The sequence below is a fragment of the Brevibacterium permense genome, from assembly GCF_013280495.1.
Classification (GTDB): Bacteria; Actinomycetota; Actinomycetes; order Actinomycetales; family Brevibacteriaceae; genus Brevibacterium; species Brevibacterium permense.
Window position 1 is genome coordinate 33,219 of the sequence record NZ_JABSSX010000010.1, and the last position, 26,321, is coordinate 59,539.

The window sequence follows — 26,321 nt, forward strand, 5'->3', positions numbered from 1 at the left end:
ACCTCAGTCCAGCAGGTCGTGTCGCACGATCGACTGTTCGCGATCGGGACCGACGCCGATGACCGACATCCGGCAGCTCGAGAGCTCCTCGAGTGCGAGCACGTACTTCTGCGCGTTCTCCGGCAGATCGTCGAAGGTCCGAGCCTTCGTGATGTCCTCGGTCCAGCCGTCGAAGTACTCGAAGATCGGCTTCGCATGGTGGAACTCGGTCTGCGACACCGGCATCTCGTCATGACGCTCGCCGTCGACTTCGTAGGCCACGCACACGGGGATCCGCTCGATGCCGGTGAGCACGTCGAGCTTCGTCAGCACATAGTCGGTGAAGCCGTTGGTGCGAGCGGCGTAGCGGGCGATGACCGCGTCGTACCAGCCGCAACGGCGCGGACGACCGGTGTTGACACCGAATTCTCCGCCGGCCTTCTGCAGGTATTCGCCCATCTCATCGAAGAGCTCGGTCGGGAACGGGCCGGCGCCCACACGGGTGGTGTACGCCTTGACGATGCCGACGACGCGGTTGATCCGGGTCGGGCCGATGCCCGTGCCCACGCAGGATCCGCCGGCGGTCGGGTTCGACGAGGTGACGAACGGGTAGGTGCCGTGGTCGACGTCGAGCATGGTCGCTTGACCACCCTCCATGACGACGACCTCACCGCGGTCGAGCGCCTCATTGAGCATGAGCTCAGTCTCGGCGACGTAGGGACGCAGACGTTCGATGAAGGGTTCGAAGTATTCGACGATCTCCTCGACCGACACCGCCCGACGGTTGTAGACCTTGACGAGCAGTTCGTTCTTCTGCCGCAGCGATCCTTCGATCTTCTGACGCAGGATGGACTCGTCGAAGACGTCCTGGACTCGGATGCCCAAGCGCCCGATCTTGTCCATATAGGCCGGCCCGATACCGCGGCCGGTGGTGCCGATGGCCCGCTTGCCGAGGAACCGTTCGGTCACCTTGTCCAGCGTCTGGTGGTACGGGGCCACGAGGTGCGCATTTGCCGAGATCCGCAGCTTCGAGGTGTCCGCGCCGCGGGATTCGAGGGCGTCGATCTCCTCAAAGAGCGCCTCGAGGTTGACGACGACGCCGTTGCCGATGACCGGGGTGACGTTCGGTGAGAGGATGCCCGCCGGCAGAAGCTTGAGTTCGTACTTCTCTCCTCCGACGACAACCGTGTGGCCGGCGTTGTTCCCACCATTGGGCTTGACCACGTAGTCGACGCTGGTGCCGAGGATATCGGTGGTCTTACCTTTACCTTCGTCGCCCCACTGAGCGCCGACGACAACGATTGCTGGCATGAGAGTGCTTCACCTCAAAGTGAAAAGGGGATGTCATTACTCGCTAAGTCTACTGGGTCACACTGTCGCAGCCGCCATCGGGCGCTTTCCCTCACCGAGGCGGCCGCGGGCAGGAGGCTCCAAGCTCCCGCCCGCGGCCGCACCGAGTACTGAGCACCGAGGTCCGAATCCGGACTCACTCCATACTCATCCCCTTGGCCGGGACGATCCGCGACATCGACCGAGCCGGAATCGCCGAAGCCAGGAAGGCGGCGAGCACCGCGGCGACACCGATTAAGCCGATCTGTGCCCACGGCACGGACAGCACGGGATTCGCGGCCGCCGGCATGATCGACGCCGTTCCGACCCACCCGAAGAACGTGCCGACCACGCCGCCGACTATGAGCGCGATGACCGTCATGAGCAGCGATTCGATCGTGATCATCCGCGACATCGCCGCCCGAGTGAAACCGAGTGCCCGGAGCAGGGCACCTTCCCGACGCCGGTCCATGACCGACAGCGTGAGCGTATTGCTCACTCCGATGATGGCGATGACCACCGCAGCCGCCAGCAGTCCGAGCACCACTGCCAGGGCGACCTGGAACAGCGAGGAGAACTCAGCCCGGGTCTGCGCCGCAGACGCATCGGCCGAGGCATCCACGGCGTCGAGGTCTGAGGCCAGGGCCTCGATCTGCGAGCTCGATGCGTCATCGGCGATCTTCGCCCAGGTCTGTTCGGCCGCACCACCGCCGGCCGCGGCCTCGATGGACTCCGCATCGGCACCGCTGACCAGTGCCGTCCCCGCGGGGACGGCAAAGGATGTTTCGATCGTGAGATCGATGTCCTGCCCGCCGAGGCGGATCGTCGCGGTCGTGCCGTCGACGTCGGCATCCGCGTCGAGTCCCATCGATTTCGGATCGATGAGGATCGTGCCCTCATCGACGTCGTACCCGTCGCTGCGCAGGACCGGGGAGTCGGCGGCCGCCTCGGCGCTGGCGATCGCCACGTCACCGGAGTCATCGGTCCCACCGGCGCTCACCTTCGCGGTGGGCGCCGGGACGTTCACCCGGTCCTCGACGATGGGCGAGTCATCGAGCACGGACGCGATCTTCGCATCGTCGGCACCGCTGTGACCCGCGGTCGAGACGACGAGGTCGACGGGAGTGTCCTGGGCGGTGGCGAGCTCGAGGGTCCGCTGCAGGCTCGACGAACCGACGACCACGGCCGTGACGAGGGTGATGCCGATGAGCAGCGCGCCCGTCGTCGAGGCGGTGCGTCCTCCCGCAGTGCTCGCCGACCGTCCGGCCAGCTTGACTGCCGGTGAGCGCCGGGTGATGAGGCCGACGATGCGGGCGAACAGCGCCACCAGCGGCGGGACGAAGACCTTCGCACCGATGAGAAGGGCGACGAAGAGTGCGAAGCAGCCGACGATGCCCATGAGCACGGAGTGGCTGCTGGTGCCCAGCAGGCACAGTCCGATTCCGGCGGCGCCGAGCAGAACCGACAGCGTCATCCGCACCCACCGGACCTTCGGCGTTGCGGGCGGTACGTCGACCGGGCGCAGCGCTTCGATCGGAGAGACCCGTGAGGCGCGGATCGCGGGAACCATCCCAGCGGCGAGGGTGACGAGGATGCCGACGACCGGTCCGACGACGAAGGCCGAAACGGACGGGGAGATCTCAGCGAATTCGGGCATCCACAGCGCACCGACCACCGATGAGAGTCCCCATCCGATGAGGAGGCCGAGTCCGACGCCGATCACGGATCCGACGACGCCGAGGGTCAGGCTCTCGATCACCGAGGCACCACGCACCTGAGTGCGCGAGGCACCGACTGCGCGGAAGAGCGCGAGCACCCGGGTGCGGGAGGCGACGAGGACGTTGAACGTGTTCGAGATGACGAGTGCCGCAACTCCCGCGGCCAGCAGTCCGAAGGCGATGCCGACGGTCGAGAGCATGTCAGAGGTGTTCGACAGCGATTCGATCTGCTCGTCGACGACCTGGTCGACGGTCCGGACCGAAACGCCCTGGTCGGCACCGGCATCGGCGAGCGCGGATTCGACCGCCTCGGCAAGAGCTGAACGATCAGGTCCGTCGGCGGCGACGATTCGGATGGAGTCGGGAACGAGTTCACCCGGGGCGGAGGCCAGCCCATCCTCGGTGAGGTAGAGCTTCATCCCCGCCGAGGAGGAACCGGGCATGATGCCCGAGACCGTGAAGTCGGGTCCGTCGACGCTCGATTGCCGCTGCCCGTCGAATTCGCCGAGGGTGATGGTGTCGCCGACGCCGACCCCGAGGGTCTTCGCATCGGCTTCGCGGAGCATGAGTTCGTCATCGGAATCCGGTGCGGAACCGTCGACGGTCTCTGTCTGCCCCTGCGGGAGGTTCGTCGCCGCACCCGTCACCGAGGTGGTGCCGGCACCGACCGCGACGTAGGCGGATTCGGTGAGCTGGGCGTGCTCGACCCCGTCGACGTCGGCCACGGTCTCGGCCGTGGACTTGGTGAGCGGGGGCGCCTCACCGGCCGCGGTCGGGTCATCGGAGGCGGTCGCGGTGATTGCGACGTCGGCTCCGGCCCATTCGGCACGGACCTGATTGCGCAGGGTGTCGCCGAAGGCCTGGGCGAACAGGAGGGCGGCGACGATGAAGGCCACAGACACGGCGATCGCGATCATCGCCGCCGACAGGCGCCCAGTGGCGCTGCGGAGGTTGGACCAGGCGATGCGGATCATCGGGCACCTCCGTCTGTCGGCGCGGCTCCGGCTGGAGACCCGGGGCCGGTTGCGGTCCCGGCCGACTGGCCAGCGGGTGCGGCTCCCGAAGCTGCCGAGGCCGCCGTGACATTCATCAGGGCGGTGGCCACGGATTCCGGGTCCGGTTGGGCGAGCTCACCGGCCAGTCGCCCGTCGGCGAGCAGGACGACACGGTCGGCGCGGGCGGCGGCCCGGGGATCGTGGGTGACCATGACGACGGTCTGGCCGAGCTCATCGACCGAGGCGCGCAGGATGTTCAGGACCTCTTCACCGGAGCTCGAGTCGAGGTTGCCGGTGGGCTCGTCAGCGACGAGCACATCGGGTTGGGCGACGAGGGCGCGGGCGACGGCGACTCTCTGCTGCTGTCCGCCGGAGAGCTCGTGCGGTCGATGCCCCAGACGTTCGCCCAGGCCGAGCAGATCGACCATGCGGTCGAAGAGGCGACGATCGACCTTCTTGCCCGACAGTTCCGACGGCAGCATGATGTTCTCCTCGGCGCTCATTGCGGGCACGAGGTTGAAGGACTGGAAGACGAAGCCGATGCGGTCGCGACGCAGCGCCGTGAGCTTGCGATCGCTCAGCCGTGAGATCGCCGTCCGTCCGATGAAGACCTCGCCCGAGTCCGGGGTGTCGAGGCCGGCGAGCATGTTGAGCAGCGTCGATTTGCCCGAGCCGGACGGCCCCATGATGGCGGTGAAACGCTCGGCTTCGATGTCGATGCTGAGGTCGTCGAGCGGTCGGACCTGCGCGTCCCCTGTTCCATAGGTCTTGCGCAGTCCGATGGCTTGGATGGCCAGCCTCGGCGCGGGGTTAGAGGGTGGATCTGAAGGCGCGGACGGGGACGGATGAGCGTCGGTGTGTGTCGCTGATGTGTTCATGACTCCAGCTTCGTCGCCGGACCCACCCGCCCACATCGGACCAGGGGATGGTCTTTCGCCGAGGCGGCCGTGGCCTGACCGTCATACCTGAGGATGATCTCGGATTCCCGAGGGCGGCTTCGAGAAGCTTCCGGCTCAGTGACCGGGTCCGACGAGACCTGCTTCGTAAGCGAACACGACGGCCTGCACTCGGTCGCGGGCCTCGAGTTTCATGAGGATCCGCCCGACGTGGGTCTTCACGGTCGGCTGGGCCAGATAGAGGCGTTCGCCGATCTCGGTGTTGCTCAGCCCGGTGGCGATGAGGACGAGGACCTCGGTCTCTCGCTGAGTCAGGGACTCCAATCGGCGCATATCTGCCGCATCGAGGCGGCTCGCACCGGCTTGTCCTGTCACGTCCGCGCCTTCGGGGTGTGCGGCCGCACCTCCACCTGTTGGGGGCGCACCGGCGGACGGCACCGCCGGTTGCGGGTCCGAAGGGGAAGGAGATTCCGCGTTGAGGCGGGGAATGAGTCGTGTCTCGAGCAGTCGTTTGGTGGTGGTCGGAGCGATGACGGCGCCGCCGTCGACGACGGTGCGGATCGACTCGAGGAGCACCTCGGGCAGGGTGTCTTTGAGAAGGAACCCTGAGGCACCAGCCTGCAGCGCCCGCAGTGCATAGTCGTCATCGTCGAAAGTCGTCAGCACGATGATCTTCGGCGGACGGATCGTCCCTGCGTCGGCGAGCGCGAGGATCCGCTGGGTCGTTTCGATGCCGTCGACGCGAGGCATCCGGACGTCCATGAGCACGACATCGGGTTCGTCCCGGCTGACGATGTCGAGACCTGCCGCACCGTCGCCTGCCTGTCCGACGACGGTGAGGTCCGGCTGTGAGTCGATGACCATGGCGAAGCCAGCTCGGACGAGAGCCTGGTCGTCGACGAGTACGACGCGAAGCGGCCCGCTTCCCCGAGCCTCGGGCTGACCGTGCGCGGTCGCCTCATCATCGATGTTCATCGCCTGGTCTCCTCGAAGTCGGCGGGCTGGCTCTCACCGGTTTCGACGGGTGCTCCGGTGCCGGCGGTCCTTCCGGATTCGACGGCCGTTCCGGTTTCGGCAGTCCCGTTCTCTCCTCGATCGGTCGAGTCGGGAGAGCCGGTCCCCTCGACGGTGCCGGGTTCGGCTTCGGGCTCAGCGCTGGGCAGGGGTGCGGACAGCGGCAGTCGAGCCTCGACGAGGAATCCTGTCGCCGCTCCGAAGGCGCTTCCGGTGACAGCGCCGGAGGAGAATCCGGGCTTCGCTTCGGCGCGTTCCTCGGACCGGTCGCTCATGCCCGTCGAACGGATCCGGCGGGCGGTGAGGCTGCCGCCGTAGAGCGCGGCGCGCTCCTGCATGCCGACGATGCCGTACCCCCGACTGCCCGATTCCGAGATGTCGCGGTCGTCCGTGTTTCCGGTGCCGTTGTCGCTGATGCGGGCGACGAGCTCTGTGTCCTCCGCCAGCAGCTCGACATGTGCCCGAGCAGCGTCCCCGGCATGTTTGAGCACATTAGTCAGCGCTTCCTGAACGATGCGGTACACGGCCAGCGATGCCCCTTCGGGCAGGCGATCGCGGTCGACGGCATCGAGTTCGCTCACCGAGACCGGAAGCCCTGCCGATCGCACATCGGCCATGAGAGAGCCGATGTCGGAGACTCCGGGCAGCGGCGACGAGGTGCGTTCGTCGTCATCCTCGGCGCGGAGGAAGCCGAGCAGCGATCGCGTCTGCGCCAAGGCTTCCCGTCCGGTCTGTGCGATGGTCTCGAGGGCTCCGAGCGCGACGGACGGATCGGTCTTGGCGGCATAGCGCGCGCCGTCGGCCTGGGCGATGACGACGGAAAGGGAATGAGCGATGACATCGTGCATCTCACGAGCGATGCGCATGCGTTCGGCGTCGGCGGCGAGTCGGGTCTCTGATTCGCGTTCGCGCTCCAGCAGCCGATTGCGCTCCCGGATGCCCTCGATCTCACGGCGGCGGCGGAATCCGACTCCGCCCAGCAGCCACGCGATGAGCACGATTGAGGCACAGAGCGCAATGACGACGACCAGCAGCACGTATTCGCCGGCGGCCAGGGGACGCGAGTTCGCGCCGATCGTCGCCTGCAGGGATACGAGGTAGAGCCACCCGCCGAAGAAGAGTGCGCCGAGGAGGCCCAGTGCCAACACGAGACGACCCTGGTTCCGGGTGCCCCAGGCCGTCGTCGAATACACGGTGAGCGGAACGGCGACGATTCCGATCGTCGGCCCCATCATCGTGAGCACGGTCAGGAGGCAGCCGACGGCGATGAGGGAGGAACTCAGCAGCGGGGTTGTGCGGCGCAGGCACAGCGGTGCTGTCTGGAGGATGGTGATACCGACCTGCACGAACACCGGAACCAGGGCTATCTCGCTTCGCTCGGCCGGGGAGGAGGTGAAGACGATGGTCAGATAGGTCAGCGGCAGAGCCCAGAGCACGGTGTCGACGATCCAGGGGCGGGCGGCGACGAACCGACGGATGCGGTCGACGCGGTCGGGGGTACGCTGCTGCGGCTTCGGCGGTCCGGCCGCAGCCCGGGTGGATCGATTGCTCATGTCGGCCATGCTAGTTCGCCTTCGATTGAGCCCACATCATACCCAGGGCTGATCCGACGACCGTGCCAGCTGCGGCGTTCAGCCGTGACACCTCGCTCGTCCCGGAGCGCTGGCCGCTCCGACTTTCGTGCCTGCTGAGGTGCTCAGCCGCGTCTCCCCCGCTCGGCGAGGATCTGCTCGCGGAGGATGTCCGCGTGCCCGCAGTGTTGGGCGAGTTCGCGGAGGACGTGGAGGAGCACCCATCGGAGCGGCATCGGCCCAGCCCGGTGACCGGTGAGCACGGTGTCGAGGACCATCCCCTCGATCGCGGAATGCGAGCGATCCACGGCGGCCCGATAGTCGGCCGAAACGCTGGCGATCGTGTCCGTGGAGTCGAGGAGGAAGGAGTCCTTGGAATCGTGCGGAAGCCCGTAGTCGACTCGACTCCGGCCGGTGACCGCCTCTCCGAACCAGACGGTTTCGACGAAGACGGCGTGCTTGAGCAGAGACAGCAGGCGGGTTCTGCTCGGCACGAGGGACCGCCGCGCCTCCTCTTCGCTCAGGTCGTCGAGGCTCCCGAGCAGATGCCGTCGATGAACGCTGTGAACTGCACGCCGAGGTCGGCCTCACGCACATCAAAAGGTCTGGTCGTCGGACTGCCGCCGTCGGCACCTGCACCTGTCATGTCCCCACTGTAGGGCCGCCTCGGCGAGGGTGGACGGATCCGATCGACGACTCGCCCGAAATCGCAGGTGTTCAGCATCCTTGTTCGCCACGTCCCTCACCCCTATGCTGAAGTGACCCACGTAACCCGTCGTTCGGGCAGGAGCCTTCTGAACGTCGCCGGAGCCGTCGACTTCAGGGCATCACCGCTCAGAGGAGGTCGCTCATGTCCACCACGTCAGTGCATCCGGCCACGAGTGCTTCGCGGAACCAGCCCGAGAACCAGTCGCAGTCCCCCGCGCTGCCCTATGCCCGCCGCCGCGATCAGCTCGTCGGCTCCGTCATCGATGCCTCCACCACGGTACTTGCCCAATACCACCATGACATCGTCAAGTTCGGCATGGGGGCGCCCGCGCCGGACATGCTCCCAGCCGCGGACTTCGCCCGCATCGCCTCCGACGTCTTCTCCCCGGAGAACTTCACCTACGGGGAGACGAAGGGCGAGCCCATCCTCATCGAGGCCCTCCACGACTACCTCGCCGCCACCGAACAGATCCCGCCCGAACAGCAGGGGAACCGCGACCGCATCCTCATCACCTCCGGCGGCATGCAGGGGCTCGATCTCGGATTCAAACTCTTCGTCACCCCCGGTGACCTCGTCGCCTGTGAGTCCCCGACCTATACGAACGGTTCGGCGACGGCCATGAGCTATGAGGCGGAGATCCTCGAGATTCCCGTCGACGAAGAAGGCATGCAGATCGGCGTCCTCGAGGAGCACACGAAACGCACCGGACGCGCCCCGAAGGTCATCTACACCGTCCCGACCTTCCAGAACCCCGCCGGCGTGACCATGTCGCTGCCACGTCGCGAACGCCTGCTCGAGTTCGCCCACCGCCACCGGTCGGTCATCATCGAGGACAACCCGTACGGAATGCTGCGCTTCGAAGGGGAATCACTGCCTGCGCTGAGCGACCTCAGCCCGAACGATCCCCTCATCTTCGGGGTGCGCACGTTCTCGAAATTCGTCGCCCCGGGTCTGCGGGTCGGCTGGATCGACGTCGACCCCGAGGTCCGCGAGCTCGCCGTCAACGCCAAGCAGACGATGGACTCCTGCGCCCCCGTTCCCAACCAGCACCTCATCGCCCGCTGGCTGGCCGAAGGCGGTGCCGACTCCCATGTCGAGGTCCTGCGCAAGGCCTACCGCGAGCGGAAGATTGCGATGTCAGAAGGACTGGAGAGGCTCTTCCCCGGAGAGATCCGAGCCACCGATCCTGATGGCGGATTCTTCCTGTGGGTGACCTTCGAGGACGAATCCATCAACACCGAAGTCCTCATGACCACCGCTCTCGAGGAGGGCGTGGCCTACATCCCCGGTCCTGCGTTCTCGCCGGCCGGAAACTTCTCGAATGCGCTGCGCCTGTGCTTCGCCTCGGCCGCCCCCGACCGCATCGACGATGGCCTGCAGCGCCTCCGCCGTGCCGTCGACCGATACCGCGCAGAGCGCTGATCAACACGACGACACATTCGCCGAGGCGGCCCTCCCCGCCCGTGCCACCTCGGTGATCGTCAGCGACCGCCTCGAGCAGAGGTCCCTGCCGACGGTCGCTGTGTCCGTGGCTTGTGACAGAATGATCGTGACGCTCATCCGTCACGGTGGTGGGGCTCACCGTTCCCAACCTCGGCGCGGACCTCCTGGTCTGCCGGCGACAACAGTCCCTACCTCGACCGGCGTCAGCATGCCCGAAAGGTAGGAGAGTCCATGGCCGAAGCACGCCCCCTCCATCTGCGTCTGCCCTATTTGGGCCTCGCCGTGCTCGGCGGCACTCTCGGCACGGCCGCCCGCGAGGCGATCAGCCTGACCGTTCCCGACCTCGCTGGGATTCCGGTGGCGATCCTCGGGATCAACATCCTCGGTGCGTTCGTCCTCGGTTTGCTCCTGGCTGGCCTGTCACGGCTGGGCCCCGATGCGGGAGTGCGACGGCGGGTGCGGATCATGCTCGGCACAGGCTTCATGGGCGGATTCACGACGTACAGCGCACTGGCCGCGGACACGGCGGGCCTCCTCGGCGAGGACCGGGTGGAGGTCGGTGTGCTCTACGGTCTCGCGACCGTCGTCATCGGCGGCCTCGCCACGTGGGCGGGAATCGCTGCTGCGTTGGTGCTTGTGAAAAGGAGCGCCAGGTGAGCCCGCTGCTCTTCATCGCCATCGCCGTGGCCGGTGGCCTCGGCGCCGGTGTGCGCATGCTCGTCGATGGTGCCCATAAGGTGTGGAGTCCACGATCGACGCCGTGGTCGACCCTGCTCATCAACGTCTCAGGTTCGCTCGTGCTCGGGTTCCTCACCGGCCTGGCCAGCGCACAGCTGCTGCCCGAAGCCTGGCATCTTGTTCTCGGTACGGGGTTCCTCGGCGGGTACACGACGTTTTCGACGGCCAGTTTCGAGACCATCAGCCTCATCGAAGAGCACAAGTGGGGGCCGAGCCTGCTCAGCGGCCTCGGCACACTGATCTTCGCGACTGCCGCGGCCGGCCTGGGACTGTGGCTGGGCGGTCTGTCCTGGGTGTCGCCCGGACCGTGATTGTGGCTGGGCTGAGTGGGCTAGACGCTGTCCGCGCAGACTCCCAACGGCAACCGCCACACGCCGAACGGCCCAGTTGAAGTCGAAGAACACACATTTGAACATGTGCTGTGCGACTTCAACTGGGCCGTCAGCGTATGAGCGGCGAGCCGCTCCAGCGAATTGAGCTCAGCTCACTGATAGGCGCGGTGGTACTGAGCCGGGCGGTAGTCGATGTCGAAGCGCAGTGCGTCGGCGGCGCGCAGCGCGAAGTTCGGGTCACGCAGGTGTTCGCGGCCCACGAGGATCGCATCGGCCTGACCGGTGGCCAGAATGTGCTCGCCCTGGAACGGTTCGTTGATCATTCCCACTGCCGCGGTCGGCAGCCCCGATCCCTGCCGCACGCCGGCGGCCAGGGTCGTCTGGTAGCCGGGACCGACGGGAATCGACGCCATCACATTGCCGCCGGAGGAGACGTCGATGAGGTCGACGCCGTGTTCCTTGAGCCATCCGGCGACCTTGACAGTGTCATCGAGTGTGAACCCGCCGTCGGTCCAGTCCGTCGCGGACAGGCGCACGAACACGGGAACGTCCTCGCCCACCTCGGTCCGGGTGGCATCGACGATCTCGAGCAGCAGTCGGGCCCGGTTCTCCAAAGTTCCGCCGTAGGAGTCGGTGCGCGTATTGCTCAGGGGCGACAGGAACTCATGGAGGAGGTACCCGTGTGCACCATGGATCTCGACGAAGTCGAACCCGGCCTCGATCGCCCGACGGGCCGAGGACCGGAAGGCCGCGACCACCTCGGCGATCTCCGTCTCAGTCAGGGCACGCGGTTCGGCGAGGCCCTCGAAGGCCAACGCGGACGGAGCCACGGTCTGCCAACCACCTTCGTCGACGGGCAGGCTGCCGTCGTGGTCGGTCCCCCACTCGGGATATGTCGAGGCCTTGCGGCCGGCGTGGGCGAGCTGGATGCCCGCGGCGGCGCCCTGCGAGTGAAGGAAGTCGACGATGGGGGCGAAGGCGTCGCGCTGCGCGTCGTTCCACAACCCCAGGTCCTTCGCCGAGATCCGCCCCTCGGGAGTGACGCCGGTGGCTTCGACGATGACGGCTCCCGCGCCTCCCCTGGCCATGGCGCCGTAGTGGACGGTGTGCCAGGAGACAGGAACGCCGTCGAGAGCCTCGACGGAGTACTGGCACATGGGCGGAACCCAGATCCGATTGCGGAAGGTCAGCCCGCGCAGAGTGAGCGGTTCGAACAGCAGATGAGACATGACACCTCGTGATCTCGTCGAGAATGATCGTCCAGAAGTATGAGATTCTTCGTACTTAGAGTTCGAACTCTACTACGATGAATTTCGTACTACCAAATGTTTCGTACAATGGGGAGATAACGCGCTGCATGTGATCGGTGGCTGTTCAGATGACATCCACCGACGCTGACCGACACGATGGCGAGAAGGGAGGGTCCTTATGCGCACACTCGACCACCCCAGCAGGGGCGAGATGAGACTCGACGCGGTTCTGGCTGCACTGGCCGACCCGGTCCGTCGCACCGTCGCCTGCAAGCTCAACGACGCATTCGGCGATCATGCGTGTGCGACCTTCGAGCTGCCGGTGTCGAAGTCGACGGCGACGTATCACTTCCGCACCCTGCGCGAAGCCGGCGTGATCCGACAGGAATATGAGGGCACGAAGATCATGAATACCCTGCGCAAGGACGATCTCGATGCCCGCTTCCCCGGCCTCCTCGACGCCGTGTTCGCCGCCCAGAACATCGAACGCGCCGAGGCGACCGCCCCCGAATCTCGCGACTGACCCGGCCGCGTCGCCACAGCGCCTGCACGAACAGGCACCTGTGCCCGCGAACGACAGTTAAGTGTGCTCAGATTGCACGCTACTGGCGAGTAGACGTGCAATCTGAGCACACTTAAGTCGCATTCAGCCCAATGGCCAGTCCTCAGGCAACACCTTCGCACGATTTCTCAGTATGCTCACGATCGAACTCGAAGCCGACGTAGCCGTCGCGCTTGACCTCGTCCCACTTCTCCAGATATGTGGGAACGCCACCCGAATAGTTGAGCATCTGCGCGGGCTTGCCGGGAACGTTGGCGCCCCAGAACCACGACTTTGCCTTGGGGAACAGGGAATTGACGAATAGGTCGTCGACATGGGCACGCCACTCCCGCTCGACCTCGACGGTGGACTCGAAGCGCGAGATGCCTTTTTCCTTGATCCAGCCGAGGAAGTCCGCAACCATATCCCCCTGACGCTCCGCCGATGTCGGTCCGTTGCAGAAGCCGGAGGGGCTCTGTGGACCGTAGAGGAACATGAGATTCGGAAATCCATTCGTCGACAGCCCCATGTAGGTGTCGACTCCAGTCGCCCATTTGTCTCGCAGCAGCTGTCCGTCAGCTTCGATGTCAATGGCGTTGATGCCGCCACTGTTGTTGTCGAAGCCGGTGGCCAGGATGAGGACATCGCACTCGATGACGTCTTCGGGGGTCTCGACGCCGTGGGGAAGGACCCGGGTGATCGGGGTCTCGTTGGAGTCCTTGAGCTCGACGTTGTCCTGGTTGTATACGTCAAAGTAGTTCTGTTCGAGTGAGGGACGTTTGACTCCGAATGGGTGCGGCGGGGTTGCCGGTGCGAGCATCTCAGCGGTCTTCGGATCTTTCACACGCTCGTGTATCTTCGAACGCCAGAAGGAATAGAAGGTGTGGTTGGCCTCTTCGTCGTTCAGGATGTCCTGATAGTTGCCGAGCCACAGAGGCATTCCGCCTTCTTCCCACATCTGCTCATATGTCGACGTCCGCTCATCATCCGGCGTGTCCGCGGCATTCTGCGGGATGAAGTAGAAGTCGAATCCTGCGAACGACGTGTCACGAATACAGAAGCGCTCCTCCATATTCTCGCGGATTCGATCATTGTCCTTGGCCGACAATTGCTGCTGCCGCATCGGCAGGGCGAGATTCGGTGTGCGCTGGAAGACTGTGAGGTTTTCAGCCACTGCTGCGGCCTCCTGAATGACCTGGACACCAGATGAACCGGTACCCATGACGACCACCCGCTTGCCGGCCAAGTCCAGGCCTCCTTGCGGCCAACGTGCGGTGTGGTGGCACTCCCCCTCGAAGCTGTCCAGGCCCTCGATATTCGGGTAGAGAGGCTTCGCGCCGAAGCCGGTGGCAACGATGACCATGCGAGCCCGTTGTTCGAGACCTTGCGATGATCGCACCGTCCATTCTTTGGCGATTTCGTCCCACTTGCACGATTCGACAAAGGTGTTGAACGTGATGTCGTGGGACAGGTCGAGCTGCGAGTCGACGTATTCGAAGTAGTCGCGCAGTCCATCCGAGTCAGGGTAGAGCTCCTTGAAATCGTAGGTCTTCCAGAGATCCTTGTATTGAAACTGGTAGACCTGACCGGTGCTGTCCGTGCGGGCGCCCGGGTAGCAGTTCCACCACCAGATGCCGCCCAATCCGCCGGCCGCATCCCAGACCTTGACATCGAACCCCTGCTCGCGCAGACGGTCGAGCAGATACAGGCCGGAGAATCCCCCGCCCACAATGAGGGTGTCGAGGACTCCGGTCTCGTCCGCGTTCGTGTGCTCCTTTGTCGGTGCAGGCATTGTTGACGTCATTGTCGTCTCCTCCTTCGAAGCCGGGTCAATCGGTCGTTCGTCTGCCCGGATGATTCGACGATAGATTCGCCGTCGACCCCCGCGGTGTCCTATATCGAGTCAGTCAGTCACCTTGTCGTCAACTGACGACAGATGCCGTAGATCTCCATCCTCGCCGAGGCGGCTCAGCTCGTCCGTGCGGGAGCGAAGGCCCAGCCGCATCCGGGCACGACGAAAGGCGGTCGCACCGTCATCGATGTCGGCATCGATGACGGCACGACCGCCTCGGCAGGGTGTCCCAAGCGTCGGCTGTAGGACTCAGGGCCTGCCTGCGTGAGGGACGTCGACGGTTGTTGCGAGCATGCGTCCCTCGCGCGCTTTGCTGCGTGCGCCTTCATCCCAGTCGGGGGCCGCACACAGGAAGAGCGTCTTGCCGTCCTCGCCTCCGAGCGCAACGGCGAAGATTCCGTCCGGGGCGGTATTGACCTCCTCGAGAACCTTGCCGCCTTCGACGATGCGAGTGGCCTTCTGGTTGACGGTGTTGGCGATCCACACCGCGCCCTCTGCATCGAGCGCGAGCCCGTCAGGGACGATCGTCGCGGCTTCGATCCGCTTGGCGACGTTCGGCTCATCGCCGATCTCACCGAAGTTCGCGAAATCCCGCTTGTTGCCCAGCGTTCCATCCGCCTCGATGTCGAAGGCGGTGATCTTGTTGCCGAAGAGTTCGTTGATAATCAGGGTCTTCCCGCCAGGGGTGATGACCATGCCGTTCGGGAACGAGAGTCCGCTGGCGACGACCTGGGAGGTGCCGTCGGTGTTGACGAGGATGACATTGGCGAACTCGTGGTCGGCCCCGCCCATGAGGTCGAACCCGAATTCTCCGACATAGGCCTGCCCGTTCTCCGCGACGACCATGTCGTTGGCGTGGCCGGAGCAGTGCGCGGAGATGTCGGCGTGCTCGACGAGCGATCCGTCGGTCTCGCGGCGGAGGATTTTGCGGTCCTTCATCGACACGATGAGCATCCGCCCATCCGGCAGCCAGCCCAGACCTGAGGGCTGCTGATCGACGACGGCGATTTCCTCGATGCTCCCGTCGTCATTGACCGCGTTGACCGTGCACGTATAGAAGTCCACGAACCACAGTCGACCATCATGCCACCGCGGGCCCTCGAGGTAGGTGAATCCCTTGGCGACTTCCGAGATCTCGTTTCCACTCATTGCGACACCTGCTTTCTGCTGTCCGTCTTTGCACTCACGGTGTGACACGGCCTCCCAGCCGCCGTTGTTGCATTCTAGGACACTTCGCTGCTGAAGCGGCAACTGTAGAATTGAAGGTCCCAGCCAAGGCCGTCAGTCATCGAACACATCGAGGTGTTGACATTGAGCACAGCCGCTCGCCACAGAACCGCAGCCGCAGCAGAGCCTGTCGCTGACTTCGACGCGCAGGCGCTTCCTGATTCGGCGGCTATCCGGGCCGAGATCGATCGGTCATGGCACCGTTGTCAGGTCATCGGAGTCAGCAGTTCCGCCAGATAGCTGCCCTTCACCGACGAAGGCATTCCGGACAGTCGGGTACTGTTGGCAGCCCGTCCGGTCCTCGACCGATTGTCGGCTCAGCTGCAGGACGCCTCGGTGACCATCATTTTGGCCGACCGAGACGCCCGCATCATCGGCCGTTGGGCAGGCAAGCGTGAGTTGCTTCCCCGGCCTCCTCCACGCCGTGTTCGCCGCCCAGGACATCGAACGCGCCGAGGCGACCGCCCCTGAATCTCGCGACTGACCCGCCCGAGTCGCCTCCGCTCAGACGCGGCCGAAGCGGGCGAGCGACGCTCTCCCCTACGCAAGCAAGCCTCTCTCCTCCCGCTGACGAAACTTAAGTGGGGCCAGATTGCCCGCTGCTTACGAGTAGACGAGCAATCTGGACCCACTTAAGTCGCAATCGGGAGGACCGCGTCGTTCTGATTGAGCACCTCGACGTGGAAATCGACGATGCCGTCAGACCGGGCGTCAGCTGCTGACCGGCTGCCTCTCCTGCCGGTCCTTGGCCCGACCGCGAGCGAGATCGACCAATCCGATGATTCCGGCGAAGACGATGACGAGCGCGATGAACCCGAAGCCCGCAACGATGGCGGCGCCGTAGCCGGCGAGAGGCTGGACGACGAAGAACACGGCGGTGACGATCGCGATGCCGATGGCCGTACCCACCCGCTGCCCGGTCTGCATCACACCGCCGGAGCTGCCCGCGTACTCGACGGGCACCTCGGCCAGAGTGAGCGTCTGGTTCGGGCTGATCGCCATTCCCTGCCCGAGGCCGGTGATCCCGAGCGTCAGCAGCAGCCACCAGATGCTGATCCCCCAGGCCTCATGTGCCAGTACGAGCATCGCCGAGGCGACGACCCCGGTCAGACCGATTGCGACCCCGAGGACGACCATCTTGCGACCGAAGGTGAGCACGACACGGCCGGCCGCCTGTGCGGCGATGGCCGAGAGCAGCGCCGAGGGCAGACCGACGAGGCCGGCATGGAGGGCGGGGAACCCGAGACCGTTCTGCAGGTAGAGCGCCACGATGACCCAGATGCCGGGCATGCCGACGAAATACATGGACGTCAGCGACGCCCCGTAGGCGAAGCTGCGCGTCCGGAACAGCTGCATGTCGACCATCGGTGATCCGCCTCGGCGGGAGTATCGGTTCTCCCATCGCACCCACAGCCAGACGACGGCGATGCCGACGGGGACGAGGGCATAGATCCAAGCACCTGCGCTGCGCTCGAGGAAGGGCAGCATGACCAACAACGTACCCACGCCGAGCAGAACGAGCCCGACCGGATCGAAGTCGGCCCGGCGTCGGCCGTGCGAATCGGACTCGGTGCCGATGCCGACCCAGGCACTCTGCGGGAGCCAGAACCGGCCGAGAATGATTGCGGCCAAGGCGATCGGCACGTTGATGAGGAACGCCGAACGCCATCCCCATTCGTCGCCGAGGACAGCGATGAGCCCACCGCCGAGGACGGGGCCGATGCCCACGGAGACGCCGACGATCGTGCCGAACATCCCGTAGGCGCGACCGCGCACCTTGCCGTGGAAGTACTGCTGGAGCATCCCCACGCCCTGAGGGCTGAGCAGACCGGAGCCGAGGCCCATGACGACACGGGCGACGTTGAGCACGAGCGGGTCCGGGGACAGACCCGAGATGAGGGAGCCGAAGGCGAAGACACTGACGCCGATGACGAAGAGCCGACCACGTCCGAAGAGGTCGCCGGCTCGGCCGGCGGCGACGAGGAGCACGCCGAAGGCGAGCGTATAGCCGGACAGAACCCACTGGATCGCCGAGTTCGAGGCGCCGATCGAGCGCTGCATGTCGGGGAGGATGACATTGACGATCGAGACGCTCAGCAGCGACATGAACATCGGGACGAGCATCACCGCCAGGATCTTGCGCTGCTCTGCCGTCATGACTGTCTCGGAAACATTACCCATTCATATAGTTCTACGCCGCCCTGCCGACAAGCACAATCGGCCTCCGTGGTGCGTTTGCTCACGCGCCACGGAGGCCGATGTATCCGCCGACGGTGCGGCGGGCCTGCTCCCTTACTCCCCGCGGCCGATGGCGTCCACGGCTGTCGGGTCGGAGGAGTGCAGGAACTCCTCGATGCGCGCGGCCTCTTCGCCTTCGCCGATCGCTCCGGCGGCACGGCCGAGGGCGTAGAGCGCACGGAGGAATCCGCGGTTGACTTCGTGCGAGTACGGGATCGGGCCGGCACCGCGCCATCCGGCCGCACGCAGGGCGTCCAGTCCGCGGTGGTAGCCGACACGGGCGTAGGCATAGGCATCGACGAGGCGGCCTTCCCGGTGCGCCTCATCGGCGAGTTCGGCCCACGCCAGGGACGAAGCCGGCAGTGCCGCGGCCACGTCGATAGGCTCTTCACCGGCATCGATGCGCGTGCGGGCCTCGACATCCGGGTGATCCTCGGGCAGGTAGGTCGGCTGCGGGCCGAGCTGGCTCGCATCCAGATTGCCGATGTGCGATGGGTTGCCGATGGGCTGGGTCATTGCGTCTCCTTGGTAGTCGGGGTCAATTCTTCTTCACTTCGGACGGCAGGATCTTGTACGGGTTCTCACTCAGCGCGCCGGTGACTCCGGCGTCTGCGAGCTTCTCGAGCTGCTTCTCGTCCTTGACGTCGGTGGCCCAGACGGCCAGGTCCACTCCGGTCCATTTCTCGGCGACATCGGCCTCGACGGCCAGGGCCGTGTATCCGCTGCCGGAAAGCGACTCGTTCCTGGTCGCCGTCACGTCCCCGGTGAACATGGCTCCGACGCCGGCATCGGCGGCGGCACGAGCCACCTCGGAGTCATCGGTGCGCACGAGCGTCGAATCCTCGAGCCCCGCCTCGGTGATGGTCTTCAACGCCGGGGTGGCCACCTCGGTGGAGTCGATGGCGGGCATGAACACGGTGTCTCCGCCGAACTCGTCGACGATCTGGTCCCAAGTGATGGGATCGCCGGGACTCGTGTTCTTGCGGGCCGGTTTGATGGTCTGGTCGAGGAATTCGTCGGCGTCGAGTTCGTCGAGGCCTTTCTTCAGGCCCATGTCCTCGGCTGCGGTCTCCGGGTTCGCGGCCACGATCGTGCCGTCGCCCAGAGCCGTAAGTGTGGGCGCGGGCAGGTAGCCGAACTTCACGTTCTCGGTGAAGGCGAGCTTCGAGTTCGCCGGGTACACCGAGGATCCGCCGTCGAGGGCACCCACGGCCGGTGGGTTGAGCGAATCGACCGTCAGCTGGTCGTCGGAACCGAAGATGTTCATCGCGAACACACCCGCGACGAGGAGGACGACGATGGCGCCGGCCCACAGGGGTGCATTGAATTTCTTCGGCTCGGGACGGTCGGGCACGGGAATCCGCTCGCGGGATTCGGGATCGACGCTCGGCAGCGGATCAGTGGTGCCGCGACCGTAGCGGTCCCGGTGGGCCCGGCCCGGCTTCTTCTTGCTCATCGACTGCCATCCTTCGTCGTTCCGGCTCCGGTGACGAGTCCCCGGAGGAACCCGGCACCCCAGCACAGGTGCATGGTCGGCAGGACGATGCCGAACCAGAAGCGCTCGCGTCGACCGCAGTCCTTCGCCGCCGAGGCGGTTGCCAGGATTCCGGCGATGTAGCCGAAGCTGGGGACGTGGATGAGGGCGGTGAAGCGGCGGAGGCACTTCGGCCACCGCTTCGTCGATCCTGACAGTTGGAGCAGCGTCTCGATCACGGCCGCGCTCATGCCGAGCACGAGCAGCGGCGGGGCGAAGTAGCGGATGGAGTTCTGCGATCCGTAGCGGCGGATGAGTTCGGCCCGCCAGATTCCGGTGGCCCAGAACTGCTGCGCGATCTTCGACCAGGTGCCGCGCGGCCAGTATGTGACTTCCATGTCGGGGTTGAACCAGATACGGCCGCCGGCGGAGCGGATGCGCAGGTTGAGTTCCCAGTCCTGACCGCGTTTGATGCCTTCGTCGAATCCGCCGAGGTGGTCGAACACTTCCCGACGGTAGACGCCGAGGTAGGCCGATTCGGCTTCCTGCGCCTCGTCGCCGGAGTGGTAGGCGGGACCGCCGAGGCCGACCGGGGACATGTATGCCCGCGCCACGGCTTTCTGGAAGGAGGTCTTGCCGCGGGCGAGCATGAGTCCGCCGCAGTTCGCGGCCTTCGTCTCACGCAGAGTGTCGATGGCCTGTCTGGTGTAGTCGGGCCTGAGTCCGGAGTGCGCGTCGACGCGGATGATCACCGGGTGTCGGGTCGCGGCGATGGCGAGGTTGAGCCCGATCGGGGTCGCGGCCTGCGGATTGTCGACCGTCTGGATCCGCGGATCACGCGCAGCCATCGACTCGATGATGGCGTTCGTGTCGTCAGTCGAGGGGCCGAGGGCGAGGACGACTTCTTTGTCCCCGTCATACTCCTGACCGAGGATCGTGGTGATCGCCTGCTCGATGTGTTCGGCCTCGTTGAGCACCGGCATGATGAAGGAGACACCGGGCTTCTCGTTCAGCGGCGGAAGGCCCTCCGGGGTCAGGATCTCAAGTACTTTCGACACGCCCTCAATCTTCCCATACCCGCGCGCACCCGGTCTTGAGGGGGCATACAGGTGGAGCCCGGCACGCGCCGGACGCCCCGTCGGCACCAGACGCCTCATCGGCGCCGGAGCCCGGCTTCACAGGCCCCGAGCGATGAGCTCCTTCATGATCTCGTTCGTACCGCCGTAGATCTTCTGCACCCGGGCATCGGCGTAGAGGCGAGCAATCGGGTATTCGACCATGTACCCGTAGCCGCCGAAGACCTGCAGGCAGCGGTCGACGACCCGGTTCTGAGCGTCCGTGGCCCAGTACTTGCCTGCGGAGGCCTGTTCGGTCGTCAGCGTTCCCTCGATGTGCTCACTGGTGAGATGGTCGATGAAGGTACGGACGGACAACGCCTCGGTGGCACATTCGGCGAGGACGAATTTCGTGTTCTGGAAACCGAGGATGGGCCGGCCGAAAGCCTCCCGCTCCTTCGCGTAGGCGATGGTCGCGCGGACGGCGAATTCCGCGGTCGCGGCACCGCCGACGGCGATGGCCAGCCGTTCCTGAGGCAGCTGCTGCATGAGCTGGATGAATCCGCGGCCTTCGGCTCCGCCGAGGACGTTCTCGGCCGGGACGCGCATGTCCTCGAAGAACAGCTCCCGCGTGTCCTGCCCGTGCAGTCCGACCTTCTCCAGCACACGTCCGCGCGAGAACCCCGCCAGATCATTCACCTCGGCCACGATGAGCGAGACACCCTTCGCGCCGGGCTCGTCGCTGGTGCGGGCCACGATGATGACGAGGTCGGCATGGGACCCGTTGGTGATGAACGTCTTGGCTCCGTTGATGACATATTCGTCGCCGTCACGCACCGCCCGGGTCGTGATGTTCTGCAGGTCCGATCCGGTGCCCGGTTCGGTCATGGCGATCGCCGACACGAGCTCGCCGGTGGCCATGCGGGGCAGCCACCTGCGCTTCTGCTCTTCGGTGCCGAAGGCGTTGATGTAGTGGGCGTTGATCGTCGAGTGGACGCTGTTGCCCCAGGAGGTGTCGCCGACGAACCCCTGTTCCTGCAGGAGCACCGCCTCGTGGGCGAAGGTGCCGCCACCGCCGCCGTACTCTTCGGGGATCGAGATGCACAGCAGACCGGCGTCGCCGGCCCGGGTCCACGTGTCACGATCGACCTGTTTCTGCTCGGCGAAGCGGGCTTCGTGAGGCACGACCTCCTTGGCGAAGAATCCGCGTGCCAGATCGCGCAGGTCATCCGTCTCCTGGGTCTCCCAGGCGCCGCGGTATCCGTCGAGAATCATTGTGATGTCTCCTGAATCTGCTCGTCGTGTTGGTTTCGAAGGGCCGTGCCGGCCCCAGAGAGGTCAGTGGTGGGAGGTGCTGATGAGGGGGATGCGGGGTGCTGGTGCGGTGATGCGCTCCGGGTGGTCATGTGGGGGTATTCGTGTGCGCGATGTTCAGCCGAGAGCGACTCGCTCAATGGGCAGATCATGCTCGGCTGCGAAGTCGATCCAGTACGCCGTCGGCTCGGCGGCAAAGGCCTTCTCGAGTTCCTCGTGTTCGGACCCGACGAGGGAGGCCAGCGCCTTCGCGAAATGAGGCTCGAGGCAGGCGACGGCAATATGACCGTCAGCCGTCGAGTAGGTCCGATAGAAAGGCGTTCCCCCGCCGAGGGGACCTCCCGGTGTGCTCATTTTGTGCCGTGCCGGTCCCGCCGCCCATTCGGCCGCCTGGTCGAGGACGACGCGACGGACGATTCCGCCGCTGTGCTGACCGTTCGCGTCCTGATCACCGGCACCCTGGGCAGCAGTGCGTCGGGTCTCGAGTTCGTGCAGCCCTGCCAGAGCCTGGAGTGCCGCGTGCTCGCCGCCGAGGACATCGGCGACGGGCACTGTGGGCATGGTTCCGGGGAGGAGGGTGGAGTGCGCTGCCTGATAGGTGAGGTCGTGGCCGGGGACGTCGGCGCGGTCGCCGGCAAAGCCGACGATCTCGACGTGGACCAATCCGTGTTCGTCGACGAGCTCCGGCAGGCCGAGAGCGGCGGCTGCGCGGGGACGCATTGAGGTGAGCAGCAGGTCGGCCCCGGCCAAGAGCATCCGGAGCTGATCGATTCCCTCATCATCTTTGAGGTCGATGGTGCGGATCTCCTGGCCGGCGGTGAGCTCCTGGTAGTAGGCGGGGAACATCAGGTTGAGGGGATCGCCGATGGGCGGTTCGACCTTGATGACCCGGGCACCGAGAGCATGCAGGCGGGCTGCCGCCAGCGGTCCCGGCAGATTGACGGCAAGAGAGATCACCGTGACTCCGCTGAGCGGTTGAGAGGCGGTCATTCGCGGATCCCCCGGGTCGAGTCGAATCAACTTTCCTGAATGAATGTATAGGATATTGAAAGAACGTTCAATACTATGACGAGAAGTTTCCGGTTTCCAGGTGCGAACACCGACACGAGCACGAGCATCGGCAGCAGAAAGGGCAACAGCATCGGTCTGAGAGAATGGCAGCGGACGACAGAGGTGAGGACATGGATATGCCGATGAATGCGGAGCGCAAGAGCAGGAACGCCGACGCCGGCGAGTCCTCGGCGATAGATCTCACGAGCCGCGCCCGGATTCGCAATGCCGGTCTCCATCAGTTCGCCACGACCGGATTCGCCGGCACTCCCCTGCGCGCGATCGCCTCCGAGGCGGGAGTGGCCATCGGCCTGATCTCACACCACTTCGGCTCGAAGGACGGACTGCGGGCTGCTGTCGAGAGTTGGATCGTCGACCAATTCGCCGCAGCGATCACCGAAGCCGATGCCGCAGCTCCGGACTCCGTCGCGGATACCGCCGGGCGCGATGCCGCGGTGGCTCAGATGCTCAAGGCGAACCCGCTCATAGTCGGCTACCTGCGCCGCGAACTCCTCGAAGGCTCTGCCGGTCGCACTCTCATCGCACGCCTGGCCAGGCTCTCACTGCAGAGCGTGGATTCCATGCGCTCGGGAGGCGTCGCCTCGACGGACAGGAGTCGCGTCGATCAGGTCGTCACAGTCATGATCCGGCAGCTGGGCAAGCTGTTCCTCCAGCCGCTCGTCGATCAGGTCGTCGACTCGTTTTCCGCTGATGAACGCCCGGCTGCCAAGCCGGAGCTGACGATCACCGTGCGCACACCGCAGAATTGATCCAGCTCAACTGCACCCGCCCTCACCTGCGCGGATATCACGCCGTCTGCCCTCCGGGTGGTAAGGAGGGAGCATGGACGCTCCGGGACACTCCGACCTTCCAGCACGCCTTCGCGGCAGCTCTGGCCGGATCCCACATCGTCGCCCTCGACGGAACACGGCGTGAACGACCCGACGGACCGAGCCTGGCCAGACGGTCGAGGGCTGCGAGCTCCCTGCGGGCGAGGCCCTCAGAGACTCTGCCACTCCGGCTTGTTCTCGTACGCGTGGCGGTAGTAGTCGCCGAGCTGCAGCCTCGACGCCGCCGCATCATCGAGCATGACCGTGACATGCGGGTGCATCTGGAGCACGGTCGCCGGCCACATCGCGGAGATCGGCCCTTCGACCATCTGATGCACTGCCTCGGCCTTGTTGCCTCCGGTCGCGACGAGCACGAGATGCTTCGCTTCCATGATCGTGCCCAACCCTTGGGTCAGGCACAGTTTCGGCACCTGTTCGACGTCGCCGTCGAAGAACCGCGCATTGTCGAGCCGCGTCTGATGCGTCAGGGATTTCACCCGTGTCCGCGAGGCCAGGGATGATCCGGGTTCGTTGAACGCGATATGCCCGTCGCTGCCGATCCCGAGGATCTGCAGGTCGATCCCGCCCGCCTCGGCGATCTTTCGCTCATAGTCCGCCGAGGCGGCCGCCAGGTCATCGGCGGATCCATCGGGACCGTGGACGGCCCCCTCGGCGAAATTGACGCGAGTGGCGATCTCAGCGTCGATGACGTTGCGATAGCGCTGCGGATGGTCGTCGGCGATACCGACGTATTCGTCGAGCATGAACGCCTGCGCGTGGGCGAAGGACAGTCCTTCGTTCTTGTGGCGGGTGGTCAGCTCATCGTAGATGCGCAGCGGGCTCGACCCGGTGGCCAGGCCGAGGACGGGTGAGGCTTCGGTGCGCAGCAACCGCTCGATCGCGTCGGCGGCGAGCTCCGCCAGCGTGTATTCGTCGGCGATGACGACTTCCATGTTGTCTCCTTCTGCGTTCAGTCAATCATTTCTGTTCGAGGGCGCGCATGATCGGCTCATAGTGGATGGTGATCGCGGCGCGGAAAGCCTCGACACGCCGGATTCCGCCGCTTCGAGCATGAGCCCGTGAGCCTGCGCGGTCTGCTCCAGGCCGGAGGCCACTTGGCGGCCACGGCCACATTGAGTTTGGGCAGGACGGCAGTGTGCACTGACCATCGGAGAGAATGAGAGCCTTGATTCTGTCGGAGGTCGTCGCTTTCCGTCCGGTCTCTGTCGGATCCGCCATGATCACCTGCCGGTGGTCGTTCCACGCTGAGCCTCCAGTCTACGTCTGACATCAGATGTATCGGTGATGAGCTACCCCTCGAGACGAGAACCAGCGGCCTTGTCATATACGCGGCAGTCGATGACTACTAGAGTGGTAGGCGTCAGCGGTCGTCGCACGGCCGACAACCACGACCCATTGGAGGAGTCATGAGTGGAGTGGCGGTCACCATCGCCGTTGTCATCATCATCCTCGTCGTCGCCGTCCTGCTGTTCGGGAAGCTGCGCACGAGCGTGTTCTTCACGGTGAAGACGCAGGAGAACGTCATCGTCGAACGATTCGGCAAGTTCAAGAAGGTCGCGCGGCCGGGACTGAACACGAAGGTGCCGTTCATCGAGACGACGAGCAGGCCGATCTCGCTGCGCGTCCAGCAGCTCGAGGTCAACATCGAGTCGAAGACGAAGGACAACGTCTTCGTCACGGTGCCGGTTGCGGTCCAGTACGTCGTCGAAGAGGACAACGTCGCCGATGCCTATTACCGTCTGGCGAATTCGGAGGAGCAGATCCGCTCCTATGTCTTCGACACCGTCCGTTCGGCACTGTCGGGACTGACGCTCGACACCGCGTTCGAGTCGAAGGACGACATCGCCGAAAACGTCGAGCGCCGACTGTCGGAGTCGATGAAGCGCTACGGCTTCAAGATCGTGAGCACTCTGGTCACGGACATCACCCCTGATCCGCGCGTGCGGGATTCGATGAACTCGATCAACGCCGCGCAGCGTGACAAGGTCGCCGCGCAGTCGCTGGCCGAGGCCGACAAGATCAAGCGCGTCACTCAAGCGCAGGCCGAATCGGAGGCGATGCGCCTGCACGGTGAAGGCGTGGCCGCTCAGCGGAAGGCGATCGCCAACGGCATCGCCGAACAGTACGCATTGCTCCAGGAGGTGGGCATCCACAAGACTGCCGAGCAGCTGCTGATGATGACCCAGTACTTCGACACGATGCAGAACGTCGCGCAGGAGGGCCGGTCGAACGTGCTGTTCATGCCGTCGAACCCGGGCGGCCTGGGCGAGATGGGCCAGGAGATCCGCAACGCCCTGTTCGCTGCCAATGCCGCCGACGAAGGCTCGCATCTGCCCGCACCGCAGGGCCGCGACGATGCGGGCGGCGATTCCAGGAGCAGCTCCGGCAGCGGCGCCGACGGCACGAACGTCCCGCCGCAGCCGACGACTCCCCCGGCAGATCGGTCCGGGCAGTATGTCGGCGGACAGGGCCAGGGCGGCTCCGGACAGGGCCAGCCGGGCCAGGGCCGCCCGGGGCAGGGCCAACCGGGGCAGGGGCAAGGTGAGCACGGTCAGCAGGGACACACGGATCCGCGCTCCGCGGCCCAGTCGGCCGTTCGCGCCGCCGCCGAGCAGTGGCGCAACCGCCGCGGCGGCAACCAGGGCTGAGCCGGCAGTGCTGAGCCGGCAGAGCTGAACCGGCCGGCAGCGCTGGGCCGGCAGAGTTGAGCCGGCAGACACCGCTCAGCGCACACCGCCGAGGGGC

General features: G+C 65.6%; 23 protein-coding genes. 6 read left to right on the plus strand and 17 right to left on the minus strand.

The features are described 5' to 3' along the window. Positions 1–3: 3 nt before the first annotated feature. The 7 genes from HK353_RS13020 to HK353_RS17320 all read right to left on the minus strand — a co-directional run bounded on the left by HK353_RS13020 (position 4) and on the right by HK353_RS17320 (position 8,148). Positions 4–1,290, minus strand: coding sequence for an adenylosuccinate synthase (locus tag HK353_RS13020; RefSeq protein ID WP_173156764.1), 1,287 nt, complete (start codon positions 1,288–1,290; stop codon positions 4–6). A 175-nt stretch (positions 1,291–1,465) separates the two neighbouring features. Further along, a complete protein-coding gene (locus HK353_RS13025; RefSeq protein WP_173156766.1) occupies positions 1,466–4,000 on the minus strand; it encodes an ABC transporter permease in 2,535 nt (844 codons plus the stop codon). Next, positions 3,997–4,899 (minus strand): ABC transporter ATP-binding protein, encoded by a 903-nt coding sequence (locus HK353_RS13030; protein WP_173156768.1) that lies wholly within the window; start codon positions 4,897–4,899, stop codon positions 3,997–3,999. Before HK353_RS13030 ends, HK353_RS13025 begins: the two co-directional genes overlap by 4 nt. A 135-nt stretch (positions 4,900–5,034) precedes the next feature. Beyond that, positions 5,035–5,892: a response regulator transcription factor gene (locus HK353_RS13035; protein WP_173156770.1), complete on the minus strand. Its 858-nt coding sequence runs from the start codon at positions 5,890–5,892 to the stop codon at positions 5,035–5,037. After that, positions 5,889–7,484: a sensor histidine kinase gene (locus HK353_RS13040; RefSeq protein ID WP_173156772.1), complete on the minus strand. Its 1,596-nt coding sequence runs from the start codon at positions 7,482–7,484 to the stop codon at positions 5,889–5,891. The genes HK353_RS13035 and HK353_RS13040 overlap by 4 nt, the downstream gene beginning before the upstream one ends. A gap of 143 nt (positions 7,485–7,627) precedes the next feature. Then, positions 7,628–8,047, minus strand: a complete 420-nt coding sequence (locus tag HK353_RS13045; protein ID WP_173156888.1) for a mycothiol transferase — start codon at positions 8,045–8,047, stop codon at positions 7,628–7,630. After that, complete coding sequence (locus HK353_RS17320; protein WP_281063485.1) at positions 8,023–8,148, minus strand: hypothetical protein; 126 nt, start codon at positions 8,146–8,148, stop codon at positions 8,023–8,025. The genes HK353_RS13045 and HK353_RS17320 overlap by 25 nt, the downstream gene beginning before the upstream one ends. A 204-nt stretch (positions 8,149–8,352) precedes the next feature. Here HK353_RS17320 and HK353_RS13050 point away from each other — a divergent pair, with 204 nt between their 5' ends. The 3 genes from HK353_RS13050 to crcB all read left to right on the plus strand — a co-directional run bounded on the left by HK353_RS13050 (position 8,353) and on the right by crcB (position 10,703). Then, positions 8,353–9,633, plus strand: coding sequence for an aminotransferase-like domain-containing protein (locus HK353_RS13050; protein WP_173156774.1), 1,281 nt, complete (start codon positions 8,353–8,355; stop codon positions 9,631–9,633). Between the two features lie 252 nt (positions 9,634–9,885). Then, complete coding sequence (locus HK353_RS13055; RefSeq protein ID WP_173156776.1) at positions 9,886–10,311, plus strand: fluoride efflux transporter FluC; 426 nt, start codon at positions 9,886–9,888, stop codon at positions 10,309–10,311. Continuing rightward, complete coding sequence (crcB, locus tag HK353_RS13060) at positions 10,308–10,703, plus strand: fluoride efflux transporter CrcB (protein ID WP_173156778.1); 396 nt, start codon at positions 10,308–10,310, stop codon at positions 10,701–10,703. Before HK353_RS13055 ends, crcB begins: the two co-directional genes overlap by 4 nt. A gap of 173 nt (positions 10,704–10,876) precedes the next feature. On the opposite strand, the gene HK353_RS13065 is transcribed toward crcB, so the two are convergent. Further along, positions 10,877–11,953 carry an NADH:flavin oxidoreductase/NADH oxidase gene (locus HK353_RS13065; RefSeq protein ID WP_173156780.1) on the minus strand — a complete coding sequence of 359 codons (1,077 nt, stop codon included), beginning with the start codon at positions 11,951–11,953 and terminating at the stop codon, positions 10,877–10,879. A gap of 199 nt (positions 11,954–12,152) precedes the next feature. On the opposite strand from HK353_RS13065, the gene HK353_RS13070 reads away from it, so the two are divergent. Continuing rightward, on the plus strand, positions 12,153–12,497 hold the full coding sequence (locus tag HK353_RS13070; RefSeq protein ID WP_173156782.1) for an ArsR/SmtB family transcription factor: 345 nt from the start codon (positions 12,153–12,155) through the stop codon (positions 12,495–12,497). Positions 12,498–12,639: 142 nt separating this feature from the next. Here the strand turns inward: HK353_RS13070 and HK353_RS13075 are convergent, their stop codons facing one another. The 8 genes from HK353_RS13075 to HK353_RS13110 form a co-directional block, all read right to left on the minus strand. After that, positions 12,640–14,307 carry a flavin-containing monooxygenase gene (locus HK353_RS13075; RefSeq protein ID WP_217278463.1) on the minus strand — a complete coding sequence of 556 codons (1,668 nt, stop codon included), beginning with the start codon at positions 14,305–14,307 and terminating at the stop codon, positions 12,640–12,642. A gap of 309 nt (positions 14,308–14,616) precedes the next feature. Continuing rightward, a complete protein-coding gene (locus HK353_RS13080) occupies positions 14,617–15,516 on the minus strand; it encodes an SMP-30/gluconolactonase/LRE family protein (protein ID WP_173156786.1) in 900 nt (299 codons plus the stop codon). A 789-nt stretch (positions 15,517–16,305) separates the two neighbouring features. Continuing rightward, positions 16,306–17,775, minus strand: a complete 1,470-nt coding sequence (locus HK353_RS13085) for an MFS transporter (protein WP_173156788.1) — start codon at positions 17,773–17,775, stop codon at positions 16,306–16,308. Positions 17,776–17,886: 111 nt separating this feature from the next. Beyond that, positions 17,887–18,348 carry a DUF3151 domain-containing protein gene (locus tag HK353_RS13090; protein ID WP_173156790.1) on the minus strand — a complete coding sequence of 154 codons (462 nt, stop codon included), beginning with the start codon at positions 18,346–18,348 and terminating at the stop codon, positions 17,887–17,889. Positions 18,349–18,370: 22 nt separating this feature from the next. Next, positions 18,371–19,288 (minus strand): hypothetical protein, encoded by a 918-nt coding sequence (locus HK353_RS13095; RefSeq protein ID WP_173156792.1) that lies wholly within the window; start codon positions 19,286–19,288, stop codon positions 18,371–18,373. Continuing rightward, entirely contained in the window at positions 19,285–20,364 is a 1,080-nt protein-coding gene (locus HK353_RS13100; protein WP_342589924.1) for a glycosyltransferase family 2 protein, read from the minus strand. The genes HK353_RS13095 and HK353_RS13100 overlap by 4 nt, the downstream gene beginning before the upstream one ends. Positions 20,365–20,481: 117 nt before the next feature. Next, the gene (locus HK353_RS13105; protein WP_173156796.1) at positions 20,482–21,636 is read right to left on the minus strand and encodes an acyl-CoA dehydrogenase family protein; all 1,155 of its coding nucleotides are present in this window, start codon (positions 21,634–21,636) and stop codon (positions 20,482–20,484) included. 156 nt (positions 21,637–21,792) lie between these two features. Beyond that, positions 21,793–22,665 carry a CoA transferase gene (locus HK353_RS13110; protein ID WP_173156798.1) on the minus strand — a complete coding sequence of 291 codons (873 nt, stop codon included), beginning with the start codon at positions 22,663–22,665 and terminating at the stop codon, positions 21,793–21,795. Between the two features lie 191 nt (positions 22,666–22,856). Between HK353_RS13110 and HK353_RS13115 the strand changes: the two genes are divergently transcribed. Beyond that, positions 22,857–23,495: a TetR/AcrR family transcriptional regulator gene (locus HK353_RS13115; protein ID WP_245396004.1), complete on the plus strand. Its 639-nt coding sequence runs from the start codon at positions 22,857–22,859 to the stop codon at positions 23,493–23,495. Positions 23,496–23,725: 230 nt separating this feature from the next. Here HK353_RS13115 and nagB read toward each other — a convergent pair whose 3' ends face one another. Next, positions 23,726–24,508: a glucosamine-6-phosphate deaminase gene (gene nagB / locus HK353_RS13120; protein ID WP_173156800.1), complete on the minus strand. Its 783-nt coding sequence runs from the start codon at positions 24,506–24,508 to the stop codon at positions 23,726–23,728. A 474-nt stretch (positions 24,509–24,982) separates the two neighbouring features. Between nagB and HK353_RS13125 the strand changes: the two genes are divergently transcribed. Further along, entirely contained in the window at positions 24,983–26,224 is a 1,242-nt protein-coding gene (locus HK353_RS13125) for an SPFH domain-containing protein (RefSeq protein WP_245396005.1), read from the plus strand. The last annotated feature ends 97 nt before the right edge of the window (positions 26,225–26,321 follow it).